The 21793-nt window shown below is 67.1% G+C and carries 10 protein-coding genes and 1 pseudogene; 10 read left to right on the top strand and 1 reads right to left on the bottom strand.

Going from position 1 to position 21793, the window contains the following annotated elements; translation table 11 throughout:
- Window positions 1-198 precede the first annotated feature (198 nt).
- Entirely contained in the window at window positions 199-1215 is a 1017-nt protein-coding gene (locus AB8P05_RS24015) for a LacI family DNA-binding transcriptional regulator (protein WP_472760710.1), read from the top strand.
- Window positions 1212-2153 carry a ribokinase gene (gene rbsK, locus AB8P05_RS24010; protein ID WP_472760709.1) on the top strand — a complete coding sequence of 314 codons (942 nt, stop codon included), beginning with the start codon at window positions 1212-1214 and terminating at the stop codon, window positions 2151-2153. The genes AB8P05_RS24015 and rbsK overlap by 4 nt, the downstream gene beginning before the upstream one ends.
- 26 nt (window positions 2154-2179) lie before the next feature.
- Here rbsK and AB8P05_RS24005 read toward each other — a convergent pair whose 3' ends face one another.
- A complete protein-coding gene (locus AB8P05_RS24005; protein WP_472760708.1) occupies window positions 2180-3385 on the bottom strand; it encodes an ROK family transcriptional regulator in 1206 nt (401 codons plus the stop codon).
- Between the two features lie 458 nt (window positions 3386-3843).
- Here AB8P05_RS24005 and AB8P05_RS24000 point away from each other — a divergent pair, with 458 nt between their 5' ends.
- The 8 genes and pseudogenes from AB8P05_RS24000 (at window position 3844) to AB8P05_RS23965 (ending at window position 21571) form a co-directional block, all read left to right on the top strand.
- Window positions 3844-5154 carry an ABC transporter substrate-binding protein gene (locus AB8P05_RS24000; protein WP_472760707.1) on the top strand — a complete coding sequence of 437 codons (1311 nt, stop codon included), beginning with the start codon at window positions 3844-3846 and terminating at the stop codon, window positions 5152-5154.
- Between the two features lie 280 nt (window positions 5155-5434).
- Window positions 5435-6307, top strand: a complete 873-nt coding sequence (locus AB8P05_RS23995; protein ID WP_472760706.1) for a carbohydrate ABC transporter permease — start codon at window positions 5435-5437, stop codon at window positions 6305-6307.
- A 2-nt stretch (window positions 6308-6309) separates the two neighbouring features.
- Complete coding sequence (locus tag AB8P05_RS23990) at window positions 6310-7140, top strand: carbohydrate ABC transporter permease (protein WP_472761175.1); 831 nt, start codon at window positions 6310-6312, stop codon at window positions 7138-7140.
- Between the two features lie 12 nt (window positions 7141-7152).
- Window positions 7153-8180 (top strand): annotated as a pseudogene (locus AB8P05_RS23985) (ABC transporter ATP-binding protein).
- Window positions 8181-8194: 14 nt separating this feature from the next.
- Complete coding sequence (locus tag AB8P05_RS23980) at window positions 8195-8968, top strand: L-iditol 2-dehydrogenase (protein WP_472761174.1); 774 nt, start codon at window positions 8195-8197, stop codon at window positions 8966-8968.
- A 187-nt stretch (window positions 8969-9155) separates the two neighbouring features.
- Entirely contained in the window at window positions 9156-10631 is a 1476-nt protein-coding gene (locus AB8P05_RS23975) for a mannitol dehydrogenase family protein (protein WP_472761173.1), read from the top strand.
- A gap of 14 nt (window positions 10632-10645) precedes the next feature.
- Entirely contained in the window at window positions 10646-11620 is a 975-nt protein-coding gene (locus tag AB8P05_RS23970) for a carbohydrate kinase family protein (RefSeq protein ID WP_472761172.1), read from the top strand.
- A 741-nt stretch (window positions 11621-12361) separates the two neighbouring features.
- Window positions 12362-21571 (top strand): beta strand repeat-containing protein, encoded by a 9210-nt coding sequence (locus tag AB8P05_RS23965; protein ID WP_472761171.1) that lies wholly within the window; start codon window positions 12362-12364, stop codon window positions 21569-21571.
- The last annotated feature ends 222 nt before the right edge of the window (window positions 21572-21793 follow it).

Here is a 21793-nt window from a genome sequence, read left to right as displayed (position 1 = left end):
ACAGCATCACATTCGGCGACAACAGCCCTCTCCCGCCCCGGGAGAGGGAGGGGACCCGCGCCGAAGGCGGGGGAGGGTGAGGGGTGATCCAAGACTCCCGAAGCGCATGGCTTCGTGCCTAACCCCTCACCCTTCCCGCTTCGCGGGCCCCTTCCCTCTCCCGGGACGGGAGAGGGAGACAAACCAGGGAGCGGCGGCATGGTGACGATCAGGGATGTGGCCCGCGAGGCCGGCGTGTCGATGAGCACCGTCTCCCACGTCGTCAACGCCACCCGCTTCGTGGCGCCGGAGACCGAGCAGCTGGTGCGCGCCGCCATCGAGCGGCTGGGCTACACGCCGAACGGCATCGCCCGCGCGCTGAAGGGCAACCGCACCCGCACGCTCGGGATGATCGTCACCGCCAGTTCCAACCCCTTCTTCGCCCATGTCATCCATGGGCTGGAAACGGTCAGTTCCGACCGCGGCTACAGCCTGATCCTGTGCAACACCGACGACGAGCCGGGCAAGCAGATCCGCGCCTTCGAGGCGCTGCACAACCGCCGGATCGACGGGCTCGCGGTGATGACCAGCAACGCCGACCCCGGCTTCCTCAACGATGTCCAGGGCCGCGCCCCCGACCTGCCGCTGCTGCTGCTCGACACCGACCCGCGTCCGGGCGCCTGCACGGTGACCGACGATTCGGTGATGGGCGGGCGGCTGGCCGCCCGGCTGCTGGCGGAGCGCGGCTTCCGCCGCATCGCCTGCATCACCGGTCCGGGGCGCCATCCACGCTCCCGCGCCCGGCTGGCCGGCTTCGTCGAAGAGCTGGGCAAGGCCGGCCTGACGCTCGACCCCGCCCGGCTGCGCGAGGCCGACCTGACCATCGCCGGCGGCTATGCCGCGGCGGCGGACCTGCTCGATGCCGGCGAAGCACCCGACGCGATCTTCGCCTTCAACGACCTGATGGCGGCCGGCGTGCTGCGCGCCGCGGCCGAACGCGGGCTGACGGTTCCGGATCGGCTGTCGGTGCTGGGCTATGACGACATCGAGCTGGCCGCCTATCTCACCCCGCCGCTCTCCACCATCCGCCAGTCGGCGGGCCTGCTCGGCGCCCGCGCGGCGGAACTTCTGATCGATCATCTGGAAGACGGCCGGCCGCTGCCCGAGCTGTTGTCCCTGCCGCCCGACCTCGTGCTGCGCGCCTCGGTCGGCCGTCCCTGCGAGAGGCTTTCATGACCGTAAATCTGCTCCCCATTGGCCGCCCGATCACCGTCTTCGGCAGCGTCAACATCGACGTCTGCGCCTATTCCGACCGGCTTCCGCGTCTGGGCGAGACCGTGCACGGCAGCGGCTATGCCATGGGGCTGGGCGGCAAGGGCGCCAACCAGGCCGCGGCTGCGGCCCGGCTGGGCGGTCAGGTCGAGATGGTCGGCCGCACCGGAAGCGACGCCTTCGGCGAGATGGCGCGCAGCCGGCTGGCCGGCTTCGGCGTGCGCACCGGCCATCTGTCGGCGGACCCGGACCATCCCACCGGCATCGCGGTGATCGGCGTCGAGTCCTCGGGCGAGAACTGCATCACCGTGGTCGGCGGCGCCAACATGGCGGTGAGCACGGACGACGTGGCCCGGGCCGCCCCGCTGCTCGCCGCCTCCGCCGTCCTGCTGCTGCAACTGGAAACCCCGCTCTCCGCCGGGCTGGCCGCGGCGTCGGCGGTGCGGGCCGGCGGCGGGCGCGTTATCCTCGACCCGGCGCCGGCACCGCGCCATGGCCTGCCGGCGGAGGTCTTCCGGGCCGTCGACGCCATGACGCCCAACGAGACCGAGACCGAGACCCTGGTCGGGGTGCGGCCGACCAGCCCGGACGAAGCCGCCGCCGCCGCGGACCGGCTGTTGGAGCGCGGCCTGTCCATCGCCATCGTCAAGATGGGCGCCAAGGGCGTCTATTACCGGGGATTGGGCCAGCAGGGCTTCGTCCCACCCTTTCCGGTGACGGCAATCGACACGGTCGCGGCCGGGGACTGCTTCAATGGCGGTCTGGCCTTCGCCCTGGCGCGCGGAGACGATCTGGCCGGCGCGGTGCGCTTCGCCGCCGCCTGCGGCGCGCTTGCCACCACCCGCGCCGGTGCGGCAGACTCGGCACCGACACTGGCGGAAGCGGCGGCCCTGCTCGGCTAGGCCGCCCCGGTCGCCCTTCCGAGCCGTCAGACCAAATCCCGAGCCATGCCCGACCGGATCAGCAGATCGGTGTCGGGCGAGAAGCGTGCCTTCAGCGGCAGCATCGCCGCACCCAGCACGCGGGCCATCGGGCCGATCGATCCCGCCGTCACCGGTGCTGCCTTCAGCCCCGACCGGTTGAAGCGCTCCACCGCCGCCGACAGGCGTTGCGTGAAGCGGTCGCGCCAGGACGGCGGCAGGAAGCCGTCGACCACCACCTCCTGGAAGTCGATGACGCTGAGAGCGGAAACGACGGCGCGCGACAGCTCGGCGCATGCCGTTTCGGCCCAGGCATCGAAGATGGCGTCGGCCCGCTCGCCGCCGCCATCGGCCAGCGTGGCCGACAGCGCCGCCGACGGGTCGATCCCGGCAGCCTCCAGTTCCCGTTCCAGCAGAAAGATGGAGGCGCTGTGGATCAGCTGCCCCGGCGGATTGCCCGGCCCTGCCGGCCCCGTGGGCATCGAGCCGATGGCCCCCGCATTCCCCTGCTCCCCCCGATAAAGCCGCCCGTCGATCACCACCCCGCCGCCGATGAAGGTGCCGAGATAGATGTAGAGCGCGCTGCGGCTGGTGATAGCGTGGCCGGCGATCATTTCCGCCGCACAGGCCGCCGCCGCGTCGTTGTAGAGCGTCACCGGCAGCCCGGTCTCGCGGGCGAAGTCGCCGCCGATGTCGGCATCGCGCCAGCCGTCCAGCGCCCCCGGCGCCAGCCCCAGCTCCGCCGACCACGCGTGAATCTCGTCCGGCATCGCCACGCCCAGCCCGACCACCCGTGACCGCGCCGCCGGCGACAGGTGGGCCAGCAGCCCGACCGCCTGGGCGATCGCGGTGGCGATCGTCGGTTCCGGCAGCGGCGCGTCGTAGCGCACGTGGCTCGCCCCCAATTCCTCGCCCAGCAGGTTGATCAGGATCGCCTCGACGCTGCGGCGGCCGATCTTCACCCCCAGCGAATAGGCCCCGTCCGGATTTGGCGCGATGGGGGTGGACGGCTGGCCGACCTGCCCGCGCACCTTGTCCAGCTTGACCAGCAGGCCGTCCTCCAGCAGCCGGTTGACGATCACCGACGCCGCCTGCCCGCTCAGTCCGGTCTCCCGCGCGATCTCCGCCTTCGACAGCGTGCCGGTCTGCAACAGCGCATGTATGACCAGCCGCTCGTTGTAGGCGCGCAGCCCGGTGGTATCGCCGCCCCGCATCCTCCCGCCGCCCCCGCCTCGTTTACGAACAATAGTCCGTATAACAACCAATCGTAACAAAATCAAAGTGATTTATTAATTGGTCGAGTGAGGCACTCCTCTGCCCCCAGGGGAGGGAGATTCACGAGGTGGTGAGTGTGAAGGGATAGGCAAGGATACAGAATCGCGTCGCTCAATGCACCATGTCTTATCGCACTTACTCCGAAAACCACCTGCATCCCCTCTCTCCCGCTCTCGCAGGCCCCCACCCCAACCCTCCCGCGCTGGGCGGGGAGGGAGACATTCCGCAATATCAAAATCAGTGTGATTTATTTATTGCGTCCCTCCGCCGCCTGCGCCATAGTGTTCGTACGCCATACAAACCGAATGCCGCAGATGCATCCGGGCGACTGGTCGCCGGGGCCGGCGGGATGAAAGCCAGGGCGCGGCCGGACGGGACATTGGGGAGGAAAACAGAAATGAAGCGTGCGCTTTCCTTGATCGGCGCGGCCGTCGCCGCGTTTCTCGGCAGTTCCGCCCAGGCGGAGACTCTGTCCATCGCCACGGTGAACAACGGCGACATGATCCGCATGCAGAAGCTGGCGGAGCATTTCACCAAGGCCAATCCCGGCATCACGCTGAACTGGGTGACGCTGGAAGAGAATGTGCTGCGCCAGCGGGTCACCACCGACATCGCCACCAAGGGCGGCCAGTACGACATCCTCACCATCGGCACCTACGAGGTTCCGATCTGGACCAAGCAGAAGTGGCTGATGCCGCTGACGAAGCTCGGCTCCAACTATGACGCCGACGATCTGCTGCACTCGATCCGCAGCGGCCTGACCACCGACGGCACGCTCTATGCCGCGCCCTTCTACGGCGAAAGCTCGATGGTCATGTACCGCAAGGACCTGTTCGAGAAGGCCGGCCTGACCATGCCGGAGGCGCCGACCTGGGCCTTCGTCGCCGACGCGGCGCGCAAGCTGACCGACAAGAAGGCCGAGGTCTACGGCATCTGCCTGCGCGGCAAGGCCGGCTGGGGCGAGAACATGGCCTTCCTCAGCGCCATGGCGAACTCCTTCGGCGCCAGCTGGTTCGACATGAACTGGAAGCCCCAGTTCAACACCGATCCGTGGAAGCAGACGCTGACCACATATCTCGGGCTGATGAAGGACGCCGGCCCGCCGGGCGCCTCCTCCAACGGCTTCAACGAGAATCTGGCGCTGTTCCAGTCCGGCAAATGCGCCATGTGGATCGACGCCACCGTCGCCGCCTCCTTCGTCTCCAACCCGGCGCAGAGCAAGGTGGCGGACAAGGTCGGCTACGCGCTGGCCCCGGACACCGGTCTCGGCAAGCGGTCCAACTGGCTGTGGGCCTGGAGCCTCGCGGTTCCCGCCAGCAGCAAAAAGGGCGACGCGGCGCAGGCCTTCATCTCCTGGGCAACGTCCAAGGAGTATCTCGACCTCGTCGCCAAGGAAGAGGGCTGGGCCAACGTGCCGCCGGGCACCCGCAGCTCGCTTTACGCCAATCCCGAGTATCGCAAGGCCGCTCCCTTCGCCGACCTGACGCTGAAGTCGATCCAGGCCGCCGATCCGCAGCACCCGACGGTCAAGCCGGTCCCCTACACCGGCGTGCAGTTCGTCGCCATCCCCGAGTTCCAGGGCATCGGCACGGCGGTCGGACAGGCCTTCTCCGCCGCACTCGCGGGCCAGACGACCGCCGATCAGGCCCTGCAGACCGCCCAGACGCTCGCCACCCGCGAGATGACCAAGGCCGGCTACATCAAGTAGGCGATCGAGGCGGATCACCAACGCCCTCTCCCGCCCCGGGAGAGGGAGGGGACCCGCCGGAGGCGGGGAGGGTGAGGGGGCGCACGAGAATTCAGAACCGCATGGTTCCTTGGAACACCCCTCACCCTTCCCACCGCTTCGCGGCGGGCCCCTCCCCTCTCCCGGGACGGGAGAGGGGATTGCTCCCGCATTGCCGGATCCGTCCGTAACTCAGCCCCTTCGTGGGCATCACGGCCGAAGACGGCCGCGTCCCGCAACGCCGTTACCCAAGGGTCGAGCCATGGCCACCGCCCATTCGCGTGCAGCCGCGCGCCTGACGATGTCGCCGGCCGTCATCCTGCTGCTCGGCTGGATGCTGATCCCGCTCGTGATGACGCTCTACTTCTCCTTCCTGCGCTACAACCTGCTGATGCCGGGGACGGAGGAGTTCATCGGCACGCTGAACTACCAGTATTTCCTGACCGATCCTGCCTTCTTCTCCGCACTGGGCAACACGCTGGCGCTGGTCGGCGGGGTGCTGGTGCTGACCATCGCCGGCGGGATCGGGCTGGCCCTGCTGCTCGACCAGCCTTTCTGGGGGCGGGGCATCGTCCGCCTTCTGGTCATCGCGCCCTTCTTCGTCATGCCCACGGTGTCGGCGCTGGTGTGGAAGAACATGATGATGAACCCGGTGAACGGCCTGTTCGCCGCCATCGCCAAGGGGCTGGGCCTCCAGCCCTTCGATTTCCTGGCCGAGGCGCCGCTGTCCTCGATCATTCTGATCGTGACGTGGCAGTGGCTGCCCTTCGCCACGCTGATCCTGCTGACCGCGCTGCAGTCGCTCGACCGTGAAAGGCTGGAGGCGGCGGAGATGGACGGCGCCGGCGCGCTCGACCGCTTCATCCACATCATCCTGCCCCATCTGGCACGTGCGATGACGGTGGTGACGCTGATCCAGACCATCTTCCTGCTGTCGGTCTTCGCCGAGATCCTGGTGACGACCAATGGCGGCCCCGGCACCGCCACCACCAACATCACCTATCTCGTCTATGCCCAGTCGCTGCTGCAGTTCGATGTCGGCGGCGGCTCCGCGGGCGGCATCGTCGCCGTCGTCCTCGCCAACATCGTCGCCGTCTTCCTGATGAGGATGATCGGCCGCAACCTGGACATCTGACCATGGCGCGCGCCGCAACCAACCGCCGCAAGCTGGTCGTGACCCTGATCGCCTGGACCATCGGGATCGCGATCTTCTTCCCCATCCTGTGGACCGTCCTGACCAGCTTCAAGACGGAAGCGGAGGCGGTGGCGACTCCGCCCAGCTTCCTCGCCTTCGACTGGACGCTGGAGAACTACACCGAGGTCCGGCAACGGTCCGACTATTTCCTCCATTTCTGGAACTCGGTCGTCATCTCGGTCGGCTCCACGCTGCTCGGCCTGCTGGTCGCCGTTCCTGCTGCCTGGTCGATGGCCTTCGTCCCCGGCAAGCGCACCCGCGACGTGCTGATGTGGATGCTGTCGACGAAGATGCTGCCGCCGGTCGGCGTGCTGATCCCGATCTACCTGCTGTTCCGCGACTTCGGGCTGCTCGACAGCCGCATCGGGTTGGTCATCGTCCTGACGCTCATCAACCTGCCGATCATCGTCTGGATGCTGTTCACCTATTTCCGCGAAATCCCCGGCGAGATCCTGGAAGCCGCAAGGATGGACGGTGCCGGCCTGCGCGACGAGATCCTGTTCGTCCTGCTGCCGATGGCGGTGCCCGGCATCGCCTCCACCCTGCTGCTGAACATCATCCTGGCGTGGAACGAGGCGTTCTGGACGCTGAACCTGTCCGCCTCGCAATCGGCGCCGCTGACCGCCTTCATCGCCAGCTACTCCAGCCCCGAAGGGCTGTTCTACGCGAAACTGTCGGCCGCCTCGACCATGGCGGTCGCGCCGATCCTGGTTCTCGGCTGGTTCAGCCAGAAGCAGCTGGTGCGCGGCCTGACCTTCGGCGCCGTGAAGTAGGGGGAACCCGCTATGGGTCAGATCACGCTCGACCGCGTCACCAAGAGCTTCGGCGACATCGCCGTCATCCCGCCGCTGGATCTCTCCATCGGCGACGGCGAGTTCGTTGTGTTCGTCGGCCCGTCGGGCTGCGGCAAGTCCACGCTGCTGCGCCTGATCGCCGGGCTGGAGGACGTGTCGTCCGGCACCATCCGCATCGATGGCAAGGACGCCACCGCCCTGCCCCCGCCCAGCGCGGGCTGGCGATGGTGTTCCAGTCCTACGCGCTCTATCCGCACATGACCGTTCGCAACAACATCGCCTTCCCGCTGAAGATGGCCCGGCTCGACAAGGCCGCCATCGACCGCAAAGTGGAGGCGGCGGCGAAGGTGCTGAACCTCACCAACTATCTCGACCGCCGTCCGGGCCAGCTGTCCGGCGGCCAGCGCCAGCGCGTCGCCATCGGCCGTGCCATCGTCCGCGAGCCGACCGCCTTCCTGTTCGACGAGCCGCTGTCGAACCTGGACGCTGCACTGCGCGTCAACATGCGGCTGGAAATCTCCGAGCTGCACGCCAGCCTCGGCACCACCATGATCTATGTGACGCACGACCAGGTGGAGGCCATGACCATGGCCGACAAGATCGTCGTGCTGAACGCCGGCCGGATCGAGCAGGTGGGATCCCCCATCGACCTCTACAGCCGTCCGCGCAACCGCTTCGTCGCCGGCTTCATCGGCTCCCCCCGCATGAACTTCGTCGAGGGCGAGCCCGCGCGCGGCGACGGTGCCGACTGCATCGGCATCCGCCCGGAACATCTGACGCTCTCGACCGAAAGCGGCCGATGGGGCGGCACGGTCACCGTGTCCGAACATCTGGGCTCCGACACCTTCGTCTATGTGCAGGTGGAGGGCATCGGCACGCTGGTGGCGCGGGCCGGCGGCGAATTCCCGGTCCATCACGGCGACCGCGTCTGGCTGACGCCGCAAACCGAAAAGCTCCACCGCTTCGACGCCCAGGGCAACGCCCTGACTGCCGTCGCCGCCGGTGCGAAAGTGGCATGAAAGGCTTCACCACCATGAAACGTCTCGACGGCAAATCGGCCATCGTCACCGGCGCCGCCCGCGGCATCGGCCGCGCCTTCGCCGCCGCCTATGTCGCGGAGGGGGCCACCGTCGCCATCGCCGACATCAACCTCGCCGCGGCGGAGACGGCGGCGGCGGAGATCGGTCCCGGCGCCTATGCCGTGGCGCTCGACGTGACCAGCCAGTCGTCCATCGACGCCGCGGTCGCCGCGGTGGTGGAGCGGGCCGGCGGCATCGACATCCTGGTCAACAACGCCGCCCTGTTCGACCTCGCCCCCATCGTCGAGATCACGCGGGAGAGCTACGACCGGCTGTTCTCGATCAACGTCGCCGGCACCCTGTTCACCATGCAGGCGGTGGCGAAGCGGATGATCACGCAAGGGCGCGGCGGCAAGATCATCAACATGGCGTCCCAGGCCGGGCGGCGCGGCGAAGCGCTGGTCGGCGTCTATTGCGCCACCAAGGCGGCGGTCATCAGCCTGACCCAGTCGGCCGGTCTCGATCTCATCAAGCACGGCATCAACGTCAACGCCATCGCCCCCGGCGTGGTCGACGGAGAACATTGGGACGGCGTCGACGCCCTGTTCGCCAAGCACGAGGGCCTCCAGCCCGGCGAGAAGAAGCGCATGGTCGGCGAAGCGGTCCCCTTCGGCCGCATGGGCCGCGCCGAGGACCTGACCGGCATGGCGATCTTCCTGGCGAGCCGGGAGGCCGACTACATCGTCGCCCAAACCTACAACGTCGACGGCGGCAACTGGATGAGTTGAAGCGCCTCCCTCTCCCCCAAGGGGATCCCCTCTCCCCCCGGGGAGAGGGTTAGGGTGAGGGGGATGCACAGCGAATACTCTCAAGAAACGCGCACTCCACGCCGCCCACCCAATCTAAGCCATGCATCCCCCTCACCCCGACCCTCTCCCCGGGGGGAGAGGGAGGATCCCCGCAGGACCCCCGACCATGACCATCGCCCTTTCCGCCGCCACCCTTCCGGACATCGCCGCGCGGGCCTCGGTGCCGGCCTATGACCGGTCCGCCCTGTCCGCCGGGATCCTGCATTTCGGCGTCGGCAACTTCCACCGCGCCCATCAGGCGGTCTATCTCGACAGCCTGTTCGCCCAGGGCCGCGACCATGATTGGGCGATCCTCGGCGCCGGCGTCATGCCGTCGGACCAGCGCATGCGAGACGCGCTGGAGGGCCAGGACTGGCTGACCACCGTCGTCGAGCAGTCCGGCGCGCAGAGCCTCGCCCGCGTCACCGGCGCCATGACCGGCATGCTGCCGGTCGGCGACACCGACGCCATCGTCGCCAAGCTGGCCGACCCCGCCATCCGCATCGTCTCGCTGACGGTGACGGAGGGCGGCTACTACATCGACGCCGCCGGCAGGTTCGACGCCGGCCACCCGGCCATCCGCGCCGATATCGCCGTGCCGTCCCGGCCGACCACGGTCTTCGGCCTGATCGTCGCCGGGCTGGCCCGCCGCCGCGCCGCCGGCACGGTGCCCTTCACCGTCATGTCCTGCGACAACATCCCCCACAACGGCGTCGTCACCCGCAACGCCGTGCTGGGCATCGCCAGGGAGATCGACGCCGACCTCGCCGCCTGGATCGACGCCTCCGTCGCCTTCCCCAACGGCATGGTCGACCGCATCACGCCGGCCACCGGCGTGCAGGAGCGCGAGACGCTCGACCGCGATTTCGGCATCGCCGACAACTGGCCGGTCTTCTGCGAGGACTTCACCCAATGGGTGCTGGAGGACCGCTTCTCCGCCGGCCGCCCGGCGCTGGAGGCGGTGGGCGTGCAATTCGTCCCCGACGTGACGCCCTTCGAGACGATGAAGATCCGCATCCTCAACGGCGGCCATGCGGTGATCGCCTATCCGGCCGGGCTGCTCGGCATCACCTACGCGCATGAGGCGATGGAAACCCCGCTGATCCGCGCCTTCCTGCAGAAGGTGGAGCGGGAGGAGATCATCCCCACCGTGCCGCCGGTGCCGGGCACCGACCTGCACTCCTATTTCGGCATCATCGAGCGCCGCTTCGCCAACCCCAAGATCAAGGACACCATCCGCCGGCTCTGCCTGGACGGCTCCAACCGCCAGCCGAAATTCATCGTCCCGTCCATCGCCGACCGCCTGAAGGCCGGCGCCGGAATCGAGGGTCTCGCGCTGGAATCGGCGCTGTGGTGCCGCTACTGCTTCGGGACGACCGACGATGGCCGGCCGATCGAGCCGAACGACCCCAACTGGGACCGCCTGACGCGGATCGCCAGGGATGCCCGCGACGAGCCGGCCGTTTGGCTCGACATGGAGGATGTCTATGGCGAGGTCGGCCGGGCGCAGCCCTTCCGCGACGCCTTCGCGACCGCCCTGCGCGCCCTGTGGACGGACGGCACCAGCGCCGTGCTCGCCCGCTATGCCGGCGGCACCAACTGAAGGACATGCCAGCGATGACCGATATGCCACCCCCGGCGTTGCATCCCCCCGACGTCCTGTGCCTGGGAGAGGTGCTGATCGACTTCATGCCCGCCGGCCCGGCGCAGCCCGGGGTGATCGGCGCCTTCGACCCGGCGCCGGGCGGTGCACCGGCCAATGTCGCGGTCGGTCTGGCCCGGCTGGGGGTGCGCAGCGCCTTCATGGGCCGGACGGCGGCGGACGGCTTCGGCCGCTTCCTGGCACGCGCGCTGAGCAATGCCGGCGTCGACGTGTCCCGCCTGCGACTCGTCCCCGATGCCAGGACGCCCGTCGCCTTCGTCTCACTCGATGAAGAGGGGGAGCGGGAGTTCCTGTTCTATGGCGAGCCGATGGCCGGCTTTTCCACCGCCGACCTGGATCTCGGCACCGTCGCGGCGGCCCGCCTGCTGCATTGCGGCTCCATCGGCCTGATCCACCCGGCCGCGCGCGAGGCGAGCCTGCTGGCGGTGGAGACCGCGCGCCGCAACGGCCGGCTGGTGTCCTTCGACGCCAACCTGCGCCTCGCCCTCTGGCCCGACCGAGACACGGCGGAAGGGCTGATCCGCCGGGGAATCGCCGCCGCCTCCATCGTCAAGCTCAGCGACGAGGAGCTGGAATTCCTGACCGGCAGCACCGACCCGGACGGCGTCGGCCGCAGCCTGTGGCATGACGACCTGCGTCTGCTGGTGGTGACGCATGGCCGCGATGGCTGCACCTTCCTGACCGCCGATGCGTCCGGCCATGTGCCGGGGATGGCCGTCACCACGGTCGACACCACCGGCGCCGGCGACGCCTTCGTCGCCGCCCTGCTGGCCGGCATTCTCGAGGACGTCGACACCGCCTTCACGCCCGAGCGGCTGCACGGACTCTGCCGCTTCGCCAACGCCGCCGGCGCGCTGACCACCACCGCTCCCGGCGCCATCCCTTCCCTGCCCGGCCGCGCCGCGGTGAACCGACTGCTGGACCGCTGAGGCAGGGCCAGCCTGCGGCTCCTGGTGGCGCGGTGTCCCGTGCGGGATCGAGGTCCCGTTCGTGGGCGGCGCATCCTGCTCGGAACTGGCCGGGGGGCTGCTGCGAGCCGGGTGGGGGATGTCGCGGCAGATGCCCTGCCGCCATGCGCCGTCGAGGTTCGACCGGCCGCCGGGGTGATTAAGCGTAACCATGGAAGCGTGTGTCGGTGCGCCGGGCCGACGCCCCAGTCCGGGCGATGGCCCGGCGTCCGACCGTCCGGTTGCGGGGAACGCGACGGCACCCGCCAAACCGCCGAACCTCGTCCGCCACGCCGGCGAACCGGCCAATCGCTGCGTCCTCGACCATATCGATGACATGCCGGGGCAGGATCCTGTTGCCCCCCGGACCGAAGACGTGTCCGACGCGGTTGCGTTCGCAACGATGCGGAAAATCCCATTCAATTTCTATGATTTCCGGACGGTCATTTGAAATCAATCTTGAGCTTCACCTTTAAGCACTGGGAATATTATTTATTTATTGCGGTCAATGTATTGAGCCGCACTTTGCCTTGCGCGGATTTTTATTTAGAACGCGAATGAAACATTTTATGGCATTGACAATATAGAGACAGCCCCCCTTTATTTAAATGCAAGGAGAACACAAGATCATCATCCTGGATGTCAAACACCAGGTTGAAAAACTTACACACTAAAGACACATCCCATAAATATGGGATTGAAAAATCAGGTGGAGAAGATTCGATGCCGGGGCCGTATAATATCACAAACACTGATGGATCGACCCTGACCCTCGGTGGATATGACACGATCATAGGAAATTCCGGCACCGACATCATCACGTTGAGCGATACGTCTGGCACTTCTCTCCAGATCGCGTATATCGAAACCCTTATCGGAACTGCATTCTCCGATTACGTTAGCCTTCATAGTTCAGGAAATACCCTGCTCGTCGACAGTATCGAGACAGTTGTTGGATCCAGCGGCACCGATCTGATTATTATCGATCCCGGCATAACGGGAATAACGATCACAATCAGCCAGATCGAGTCCTTGGTGGGTGGCGCTGGGAACGATGTCGTTTCGATAGCCCAAAATTCGAACCTGACGCTCAGCGTAAGAAGTTACGAAACCATCCTCGGTACGACTTTTACGGATTGGATCAACCTTCAGGGAGGGGCAACGGTTTCCGTCTCTTCGGTCGATACTGTTGTCGGAGACGCCACCGCCACCGATGTCGTTTACCTGGGTTCCGCCGGCAACACGGTCACGGTGGGCGGCATCGAGACCCTGATAGGCGGCCTCGGCGTCGATATCGTAACCCTGAGGTCGGGCGGCAATACGCTGCTGATCGAGGGGCTCGAGACGCTGCTGGGCGGCAGCGGCAAGGACGTCGTCACCCTGAACACGTCCGGCAGCACGATCAGAGCCAGTCTCGTGGAAACGCTGCTGGGGGGCAGCGGCACAGATGTCGTGACCTTGCAGCCGGGCGGCAATTCGATCCTGGTAACCAATGCCGAGACGATCATAGGCGGTTCCGGCAGCGATCTTGTCGCCCTGGACAATGGCGGCGGCACGATCTCGGCGACGTTGCTCGAAAGCATCCTGGGCGGCAGCGGCACAGACGTCGTCATCCTGGGCTCGACCGGCAACAGCATAAGGGCGCGGGATGTCGAAACGCTGATCGGCGGCAATGTAACCGACGTTCTGACCCTTCTGGACACGGGCATCACCGTTCAGATTTCTTCGATCGAAACGGTGATCGGCGGCACCGGCACAGATGTCCTGATCCTTGGAACGACAAGCACAACGCTGACCGTCGGCACCATTGAAACGCTGATCGGTGGAAGCGGCGACGATGTCGTGACCTTGCGGTCCGGCGGCAACTCGATCCTGGTGGGCAACATCGAGACGCTGAGGGGCGGCAACAACATCGATCTCGTCGCCCTGAGCGATTCCGGCAACACGATCTCGGTCACGTTGTTCGAATCCATCATGGGCGGCAGCGGCAGCGACGTCGTCATTCTGGGCACGACCGGGAACACATTCAGGGTGCGCGATGTCGAAACCCTGATCGGCGGTGCCGGAACCGACGTTGCAACCCTTATGGATGGTGGCGGCACAACCGGGATTTCGGCGATCGAATCGTTGTTCGGCGGTACCGGCACCGACGTCGTGATCCTTGGGACGGCGGGCACGACACTGAACACCAACAGGATCGAAACGCTGATCGGCGGCATGGGCACCGATGTGGTGACCATTTCCGCCGCAGGCATAACCGTCTCGGTGTCCGCCCTCGAAACGGTGTACGGCAATTCGGGGGTGGACAGCATATCCCTGGCGACGACCGGCAATACGATGCTGGTGTGGAGGCTGGAGACGCTGACCGGCAATGCGGGGACCGATATCATCACCCTCCATTCGAGCGGCAACACCCTGCTGATCGAGGGTATCGAGACGCTGGTCGGCGGCAGCAGTACCGACAGCATCTCCCTGCAAACCGGCGGCACCACACTGCAGGTCAGCGGCTTGGACTCTATTGTCGGCTCATCCGGAACCGATGTGATGCTCCTGGGAACCGCCGGCAATACGCTGTTCACGAGGCTGCTGGAAACCCTCATCGGCGGCATCGGCATCGACGTGGTGACGACCGGCACCGGCGGCAGCACGATATTCGCGACCGACATTGAAACACTGATCGGCAGTTCGGGGAACGATCTCGTCAACCTCAGCACAGTCGGCAACACGATCAGCGTCTGGCGGATCGAGAGCTTGCTGGGAGGCGCAGGAACCGACGTCGTGACGATGAGGTCGGCCGGCGCCACGCTCCATATCGGCCGGATCGAAACGCTGATCGGCGGGGTGGGCAGCGATAACGTTCTGCTGGACGATGCCGGATCGACGCTTCTTCTATCCAGTCTGGAAACGCTGGCCGGCGGCAGCGGCACGGATATCATCACCCTCGACACCGGCGGCAACACGCTGCTCGTCAGCGGCATCGAAACGCTGATCGGCAGCGGCGGCACCGATATCATCACCTTCAGCACGACCGGCAACACCCTGCTGATCGGTGGGCTGTGGACGCTGACCGGCGGCAGCGGAACCGACGTCGTGACCTTGCACTCGGGCGGCAACACGATGCGGGTTGCCCGCATCGAGACGCTGACCGGCGGTGCCGGCACCGATGTCGTCACGCTCGACACCGGCGGCAACACGCTGGTCATCGGCGGAATCGAAACGCTGATCGGGAACGGCGCCGACGACATCGTCACATTCGGGTCAGGCGGCAACACGCTGCTGGTCGATGGCATCTGGACGCTGACCGGCGGCGGCGGAACCGACGTGGTCACGCTGATGACCGCCGGCAACACGCTGGCCGTCGGCGGCATCGAAACGCTCACCGGCGGATCGGGAACCGACGTCATCACGCTGGCGACGACCGGCAACACGCTGGCGGTGGGCGGTGTCGAAACACTGACCGGCGGCGGCGGAACCGACGTCGTCACCTTCGGCACGGCCGGCAACACGCTTCAGGTCTTCGGCATCGAGACATTGATCGGCGGCGTGGGCACCGACGTCGTGACGCTGGGGACGGCAGGCAACACCCTGCTGGTCGATTCGATCGAAACGCTGATCGGCGGTTCGGGGACCGATGTCATCATCGTCGGTTCGGCGGGAGCCACCCTGACCGTCGCCGGCATCGAAACCATCGTCTCGCTCAGCCAGACGCTTCAACTCACCGGCGTCGAAACTCTGGTCAGCATCGGGCCGACCGACATCCTGTTCGTAGGCAACGGGGGCGAAACCCTGACCCTTGCGGAGCAGTACAGGACCATCATCGGTTCGTCGTCGGCCGACGTCATCACGCTTGGAACCGCGGGCGGCACTCTTCAGGTGCAGGGGATGGAGACCCTGATCGGGTCGGCGGCCAGCGACGTCGTCACCCTCGGCACCGCCGGCAACACCACCACTCTGTCTCTGTTCGAAACGGTGACCGGGGATGCCGGCACCGACGTGATCCTGCTGGGCGGCGCGGGCAACACCATCCTGGCGGACCGGCTGGAAACGCTGAGCGGAAGCACCGGTACGGACAGGGTGACGCTGGGCACCACGGGCGCCACGGTGCTGATCAGCGGCATTGAAACGCTGACCGGTTCGGCGGGCACTGACGTCGTCACCCTGGCAGCGGGCGGTGTCACGATCGTCGCCGAGGCTTTGGAGACCATCGTCGGCGGTGCCGGAACCGATCTGACCGTGCTGGGGACGGCCGGCAGCACCCTCCTCGTGTCGGCAATCGAAACACTGCTGGGCGGCACCGGCACAGACATCGTCACGCTGGGCGACCAGGGGGTGACGCTGTTTGCCGCGGCGCTGGAAACCCTGACCGGCGGTGCAGGCACCGATGTCGTCACGCTGGGCACGGGTGGCAACACCACCTTCGTCTCGTCTCTCGAGACGCTGACTGGAACCGCCGGCAACGATGTCGTCGCGCTGGCCTCGTCGGGCAGCACACTGGAGGTCTCGCTAATCGATACAGTGGTCGGCGGTGCTTCGACCGACGTCATCACGCTGGGTACGGCCGGCAATTCGCTGGTCGTCAGCTCGCTGGAGACGATCATCGGCGGCACGGGTTCGGAACTTGTGTTCCTGGGCACGGCCGGCAACACGCTTCAGGTCTTCGGTATCGAGACATTGATCGGCGGCGTGGGCACCGACGTCGTCACCCTCGGCACCGCCGGCAACACCACCACTCTGTCTCTGTTCGAAACGGTGACCGGGGATGCCGGCACCGACGTGATCCTGCTGGGCGGCGCGGGCAACACCATCCTGGCGGACCGGCTGGAAACGCTGAGCGGAAGCACCGGTACGGACAGGGTGACGCTGGGCACCACGGGCGCCACGGTGCTGATCAGCGGCATTGAAACGCTGACCGGTTCGGCGGGCACTGACGTCGTCACCCTGGCAGCGGGCGGTGTCACGATCGTCGCCGAGGCTTTGGAGACCATCGTCGGCGGTGCCGGAACCGATCTGACCGTGCTGGGGACGGCCGGCAGCACCCTCCTCGTGTCGGCAATCGAAACACTGCTGGGCGGCACCGGCACAGACATCGTCACGCTGGGCGACCAGGGGGTGACGCTGTTTGCCGCGGCGCTGGAAACCCTGACCGGCGGTGCAGGCACCGATGTCGTCACGCTGGGCACGGGTGGCAACACCACCTTCGTCTCGTCTCTCGAGACGCTGACTGGAACCGCCGGCAACGATGTCGTCGCGCTGGCCTCGTCGGGCAGCACACTGGAGGTCTCGCTAATCGATACAGTGGTCGGCGGTGCTTCGACCGACGTCATCACGCTGGGTACGGCCGGCAACTCGCTGGTCGCCAGCTCGCTGGAGACGATCATCGGCGGCACGGGTTCCGACCTGGTGTTCCTGGGTTCCTCGGGCAACACCGTCCTGGCCTCGGGCATGGAGACGCTGACCGGTGGTGCCGCCACCGACGCCGTCACGCTGGGCACGGTTGGCAACACCCTGCTGGTTTCGGCTCTGGAAACCCTGTCGGGCCTGGGCGGCACCGACGTGGTCACCATCGGCGCGGCCGGCGCGACCCTGCTGGCCAGTGCTCTTGAGACGATCATCGGCGGCACGGGTTCGGAACTTGTGTTCCTGGGCACGGCCGGCAACACGCTTCAGGTCTTCGGCATCGAGACATTGATCGGCGGTTCGGGGACCGACGTCGTCATGATCGGTTCGGCGGGAGCCACCCTGACCGTCGCCGGCATCGAAACCATCGTCTCGCTCGGCCAGACGCTTCAACTCACCGGCGTCGAAACTCTGGTCAGCATCGGGCCGACCGACATCCTGTTCGTAGGCAACGGGGGCGAAACCCTGACCCTTGCTGAGCGGTACAAGACCATCATCGGTTCGTCGTCGGCCGACGTCATCACGCTTGGAACCGCGGGCGGCACTCTTCAGGTGCAGGGGGTGGAGACCCTGATCGGGTCGGCAGCCAGCGACGTCGTCACCCTCGGCATCGCCGGCAACACCACGACGCTGTCTCTGTTCGAAACGGTGACCGGGGATACCGGTACCGACGTGATCCTGCTGGGCGGCGCCGGCAACACCATCCTGGCGGACCGGCTGGAAACGCTGAGCGGAAGCACCGGTACGGACAGGGTGACGCTGGGCACCACGGGCGCCACGGTGCTGATCAGCGGCATTGAAACGCTGACCGGTTCGGCGCGCACCGACGTCGTCACCCTGGCAACGGGCGGTGTCACGATCGTCGCCGAGGCTTTGGAGACTATCGTCGGCGGGGCCGGAACCGATCTGACCGTGCTGGGGACTGCCGGCAGCACTCTCCTCGTGTCGGCAATCGAAACAGCGCTGGGCGGCACCGGCACAGACATCGTCACGCTGGGCTCGGCGGGCGGCACGTTGCTGGCCTCGGATCTGGAAACGCTTACCGGGGGAGCGGGCAGCGACAGCGTCTTCATCGGGCTCGGCGGCAGTACGCTGCTGGTGTCGGGAATCGAGATCCTGGTCGGCGGGCTGGACATCGCCACGGCCAACAGCGCCATCGACATCGTCACCCTGTCCACCGCCGGCACCACCATCCTTCTGCGCGGGTTGGAAACGCTGACCGGTGATGTCGGCACCGATACCGTCACCATCGGCGACACCGGCACCACCATGCTGGTCTCGGCGCTGGAAACTCTGTCCGGAGGCACGGGCACCGACGTGATTACGCTGGGGACGGCGGGCAACAGCCTGCTGATCTCCGGCCTGGAGACGCTGACCGGCGGCACGGGAACCGACGTCGTCACCCTGGGCTCCTCCGGCGGCTCGCTGCTGGTTTCGGGGCTTGAGACCATCGTCGGCGGCACGGGCTCGGAACTTGTGTTCCTGGGCACGGCCGGCAACACGGTCTCGGTGTCGGGCATCGACATCCTGGTCGGCGGTGCCGGCACCGACGTGGTGACCTTCGGCACGGCCGGCAACACGCTGCTGCTGCGCGGCATAGAGACGCTGATCGGCGCCGCCGGCACCGACATGCTGACGCTGGGCGACACCGGCAACACCGCCGAGGTCCGCCTGTTCGAGACGATCATCGGCGGCACGGGTTCCGACATCGTCACGCTGGGCGGCGGCGGCAACACCACCGTCGTATCGGCGCTCGAGACGCTCACCGGCGGTCAGAGCACCGACATCGTCACACTGGGCTCGGTTCTCGGCAACACCATCCTGCTGACGGGCATCGAGACGCTGACCGGTCAGACCGGCACCGACGTCGTCCGGCTGGATACGGGCGGTTCGACCATGCTGGTGTCGCTGCTCGAAACCCTGACCGGCGGCACCGGCACAGACCTCGTCACGCTGGGCTCAACCGGCGGCACGTTGCTGGCGACCGGCCTGGAGACACTGACCGGCGGCGCCGGCACCGACATCCTGTTCATCGGCCTGACCGGCAGCACCATGCTGGTTTCCGGCATCGAGACGCTGGTCGGCGGATCGAACATCGAGACGGCAAACACCCGGATCGACATCGTCACGCTGGGCACGGCCGGTAACACGGTGATCCTGCGCGGCCTTGAGACGCTGACGGGTCAGGGCGGCACCGACATCATCACCATCGGCGACACCGGCACGACCATGCTGGTTTCGGCGCTGGAGACGCTGGCGGGCGGCGCTGGGACGGACGTCATCACCATCGGCACGACCGGCACGACCATGCTGGTTTCGGCGCTGGAGACGGTGACGGGCGGTGCTGGTACGGACGTCATCACCATCGGCACGGTCGGCTCGACCTTCCTGGCCAATGCTCTGGAGACGATCACCGGCGGTTCGGGTTCGGAACTGGTGTTCCTGGGTTCGGGCGGCACGACGGCCCTGGTTTCGGCGATCGACATCCTGATCGGCGGCACCGGCACCGACGTTGTCACGCTGGGCACGGCCGGCAACACGGTGCTGCTGCGCGGCATCGAGACGCTGACGGGTCAGGGCGGCACCGACGTCGTCACGCTGGGCAACACCGCGAACTCGCTGCTCGTCAGCGGGATCGAGACGCTGACCGGCGGTTCGGCTTCGGACATCGTCACTCTCGGCACGGCCGGCAACACGCTGGTGGTGTCGGGCATCGAGACGCTGGTCGGCGGCACGGGCACCGACATCGTCACCATCGGCACTGTCGGCGGCACGCTGCTGGCTCTCGGCATCGAGACGCTGATCGGCGGCACGGGCCTTGAGGTGATCTTCACCGGTTCGGCGGGTGCGACCCTGACCGTCTCGGGCGCGGACTTCGTGATCGGCAACACCGGCACCGACGTCCTGACCCTGGGTTCGGCCGGCAACACCACCACGATCCGCGGCATCGAGACGCTGATCGGCGATGTGGGCACCGACGTCGTGTTCCTGGGTGACACCGGCAACACGATGACGCTGGGCACCGGCATCGAGGTTCTGGTCGGCGGCACGGCCACCGACGTGCTGAGCATCAGCACTTCGGGCGCCACCCTGCTGACCCGTGCGATCGAGACCCTGATCGGTTCGACCGGCACCGACGTGATCACGCTCGGCGACACGGTGAACACGGTCACCGTCACCGGCATCGACACCCTGACCGGCGGTGCGAGCACCGACATCGTCTTCACCGGCTCGGCCGGCGTGACGATGACCGCTTCGGGCATCGAGTTCCTGGTCGGCGGCACGGGCACCGACGTGGTCACCCTGGGCTCCTCGGGCAACACCGTCATCACCCGCGGCATCGATACGCTGTCGGGCGGTGCGGGCACCGACTGGGTGTTCCTGGGCGACACCGGCGTCACCATGGCGCTGGGCACGGGCATCGAACTGCTGATCGGTGGTGCGGCCACCGACGTCGTCAGCCTCTCCACGTCGGGCAGCACGCTGCTGACCCGCGCGGTCGAGACCCTGATCGGCGCGGCCGGCACCGACGTGATCACGCTGGGCGACACGCCGAACACCATCACCGTGTCGGGCATCGACACCCTGACCGGCGGTGCGAGCACCGACATCGTCTTCACCGGCTCGGCCGGCGTGACGATGCTGGCCTCGGGCGTGGAGTTCCTGGTCGGCGGCGCCGGTTCGGACGTCGTGACCCTGGGTGCGTCGGGCAACACCGTCATCACCCGCGGCATCGACACCATGATCGGTGGTGCGGGCAGCGACCTGGTCCTGCTGGGTGACACCGGCGTGACCATGCGTGCGGAGAGCGGGATCGAGATCATCGTCGGCGGTGCGGCCACGGATGTGGTCAGCCTCGGCGACGGCGGCTCGACGGTTCTGCTGCGCGGCATCGAGACGCTGGTCGGCGGCACGGGCAACGACGTGATCACCACCGGCAACACCGGCGTGACCATGTCGGTCTCGGGCATCGAGACGCTGGTTGGCGGCCTCGGCACCGATGCGATCACGGTGACCAGCGGGTCGATCCGCTTCCAGGGTGGTACTGGCGACAGCATCAGCCTGGCGTCGGGCAGCGGCACCGATACGGTGGTGTACTCGTCCTTCAGCGACATCGCGGCGCTGGGTGCGAACACCGGCTTCATCTCGGTGTCGAACTTCCAGAGCGGCACCGACAAGGTGCAGCTGACGGATGTGGCCCGGACCACGGCGGACCGGAATGGCGACGCTTCGCTGACCACGGCGACCGCGGCGACCAACGGGGTGAGCATGACCAACGAACTGGTCAGCCTGTCCTCGGCGGTCAGCGGCAGCCTGACGGATGCCAACCTCGCCAACTTCCGCACGGCTCTGGGTACGCTGACGAATTCGTCGGCTGGTGCGAGCACGCTGGTTCTGGCCAACAACGGCACGAACTCGGGCCTGTACCAGGTGGTCGACACCAACGGCGACGGCCAGGTGGCCGCCACCGAGGTGCGCCTGCTCGGCGTCTACAACGGCACGGTGCTCTCGCTCTCCGACATCAACCTCGGTTGATCCGGCGACAAAGCATCGCGGTAAAAGGAAAGGGCGCCCGAAAGGGCGCCCTTTCCTTTGGTGTGCATTTCAGGCCGGCGGGCAACGCCGGGAAAGGTGCAATACAGGCCAAGAGCATCTGCAAGCCGATTTCCGGGTATGGATGCGGCGAACGGGACGATGCCGGCGACCGCGCCTTCCCATCGGTCAGGCAGCGAGCCCTCCACTGTCGGCACCTCATGC

The sequence above is a fragment of the Azospirillum sp. VT-I1 genome (assembly GCF_055698305.1).
This window is presented reverse-complemented; position numbering and strand designations above follow the sequence as displayed.

What these genes read in the sequence shown, in the direction of transcription:
- AB8P05_RS24015 (WP_472760710.1), top strand. Translation starts at nt 199, where the DNA reads ATGGTGACGATCAGGGATGTGGCCCGCGAGGCCGGCGTGTCGATGAGC.
- rbsK (WP_472760709.1), top strand. Translation starts at nt 1,212, where the DNA reads ATGACCGTAAATCTGCTCCCCATTGGCCGCCCGATCACCGTCTTCGGC.
- AB8P05_RS24005 (WP_472760708.1), bottom strand. Translation starts at nt 3,385, where the DNA reads ATGCGGGGCGGCGATACCACCGGGCTGCGCGCCTACAACGAGCGGCTG.
- AB8P05_RS24000 (WP_472760707.1), top strand. Translation starts at nt 3,844, where the DNA reads ATGAAGCGTGCGCTTTCCTTGATCGGCGCGGCCGTCGCCGCGTTTCTC.
- AB8P05_RS23995 (WP_472760706.1), top strand. Translation starts at nt 5,435, where the DNA reads ATGGCCACCGCCCATTCGCGTGCAGCCGCGCGCCTGACGATGTCGCCG.
- AB8P05_RS23990 (WP_472761175.1), top strand. Translation starts at nt 6,310, where the DNA reads ATGGCGCGCGCCGCAACCAACCGCCGCAAGCTGGTCGTGACCCTGATC.
- AB8P05_RS23980 (WP_472761174.1), top strand. Translation starts at nt 8,195, where the DNA reads ATGAAACGTCTCGACGGCAAATCGGCCATCGTCACCGGCGCCGCCCGC.
- AB8P05_RS23975 (WP_472761173.1), top strand. Translation starts at nt 9,156, where the DNA reads ATGACCATCGCCCTTTCCGCCGCCACCCTTCCGGACATCGCCGCGCGG.
- AB8P05_RS23970 (WP_472761172.1), top strand. Translation starts at nt 10,646, where the DNA reads ATGACCGATATGCCACCCCCGGCGTTGCATCCCCCCGACGTCCTGTGC.
- AB8P05_RS23965 (WP_472761171.1), top strand. Translation starts at nt 12,362, where the DNA reads ATGCCGGGGCCGTATAATATCACAAACACTGATGGATCGACCCTGACC.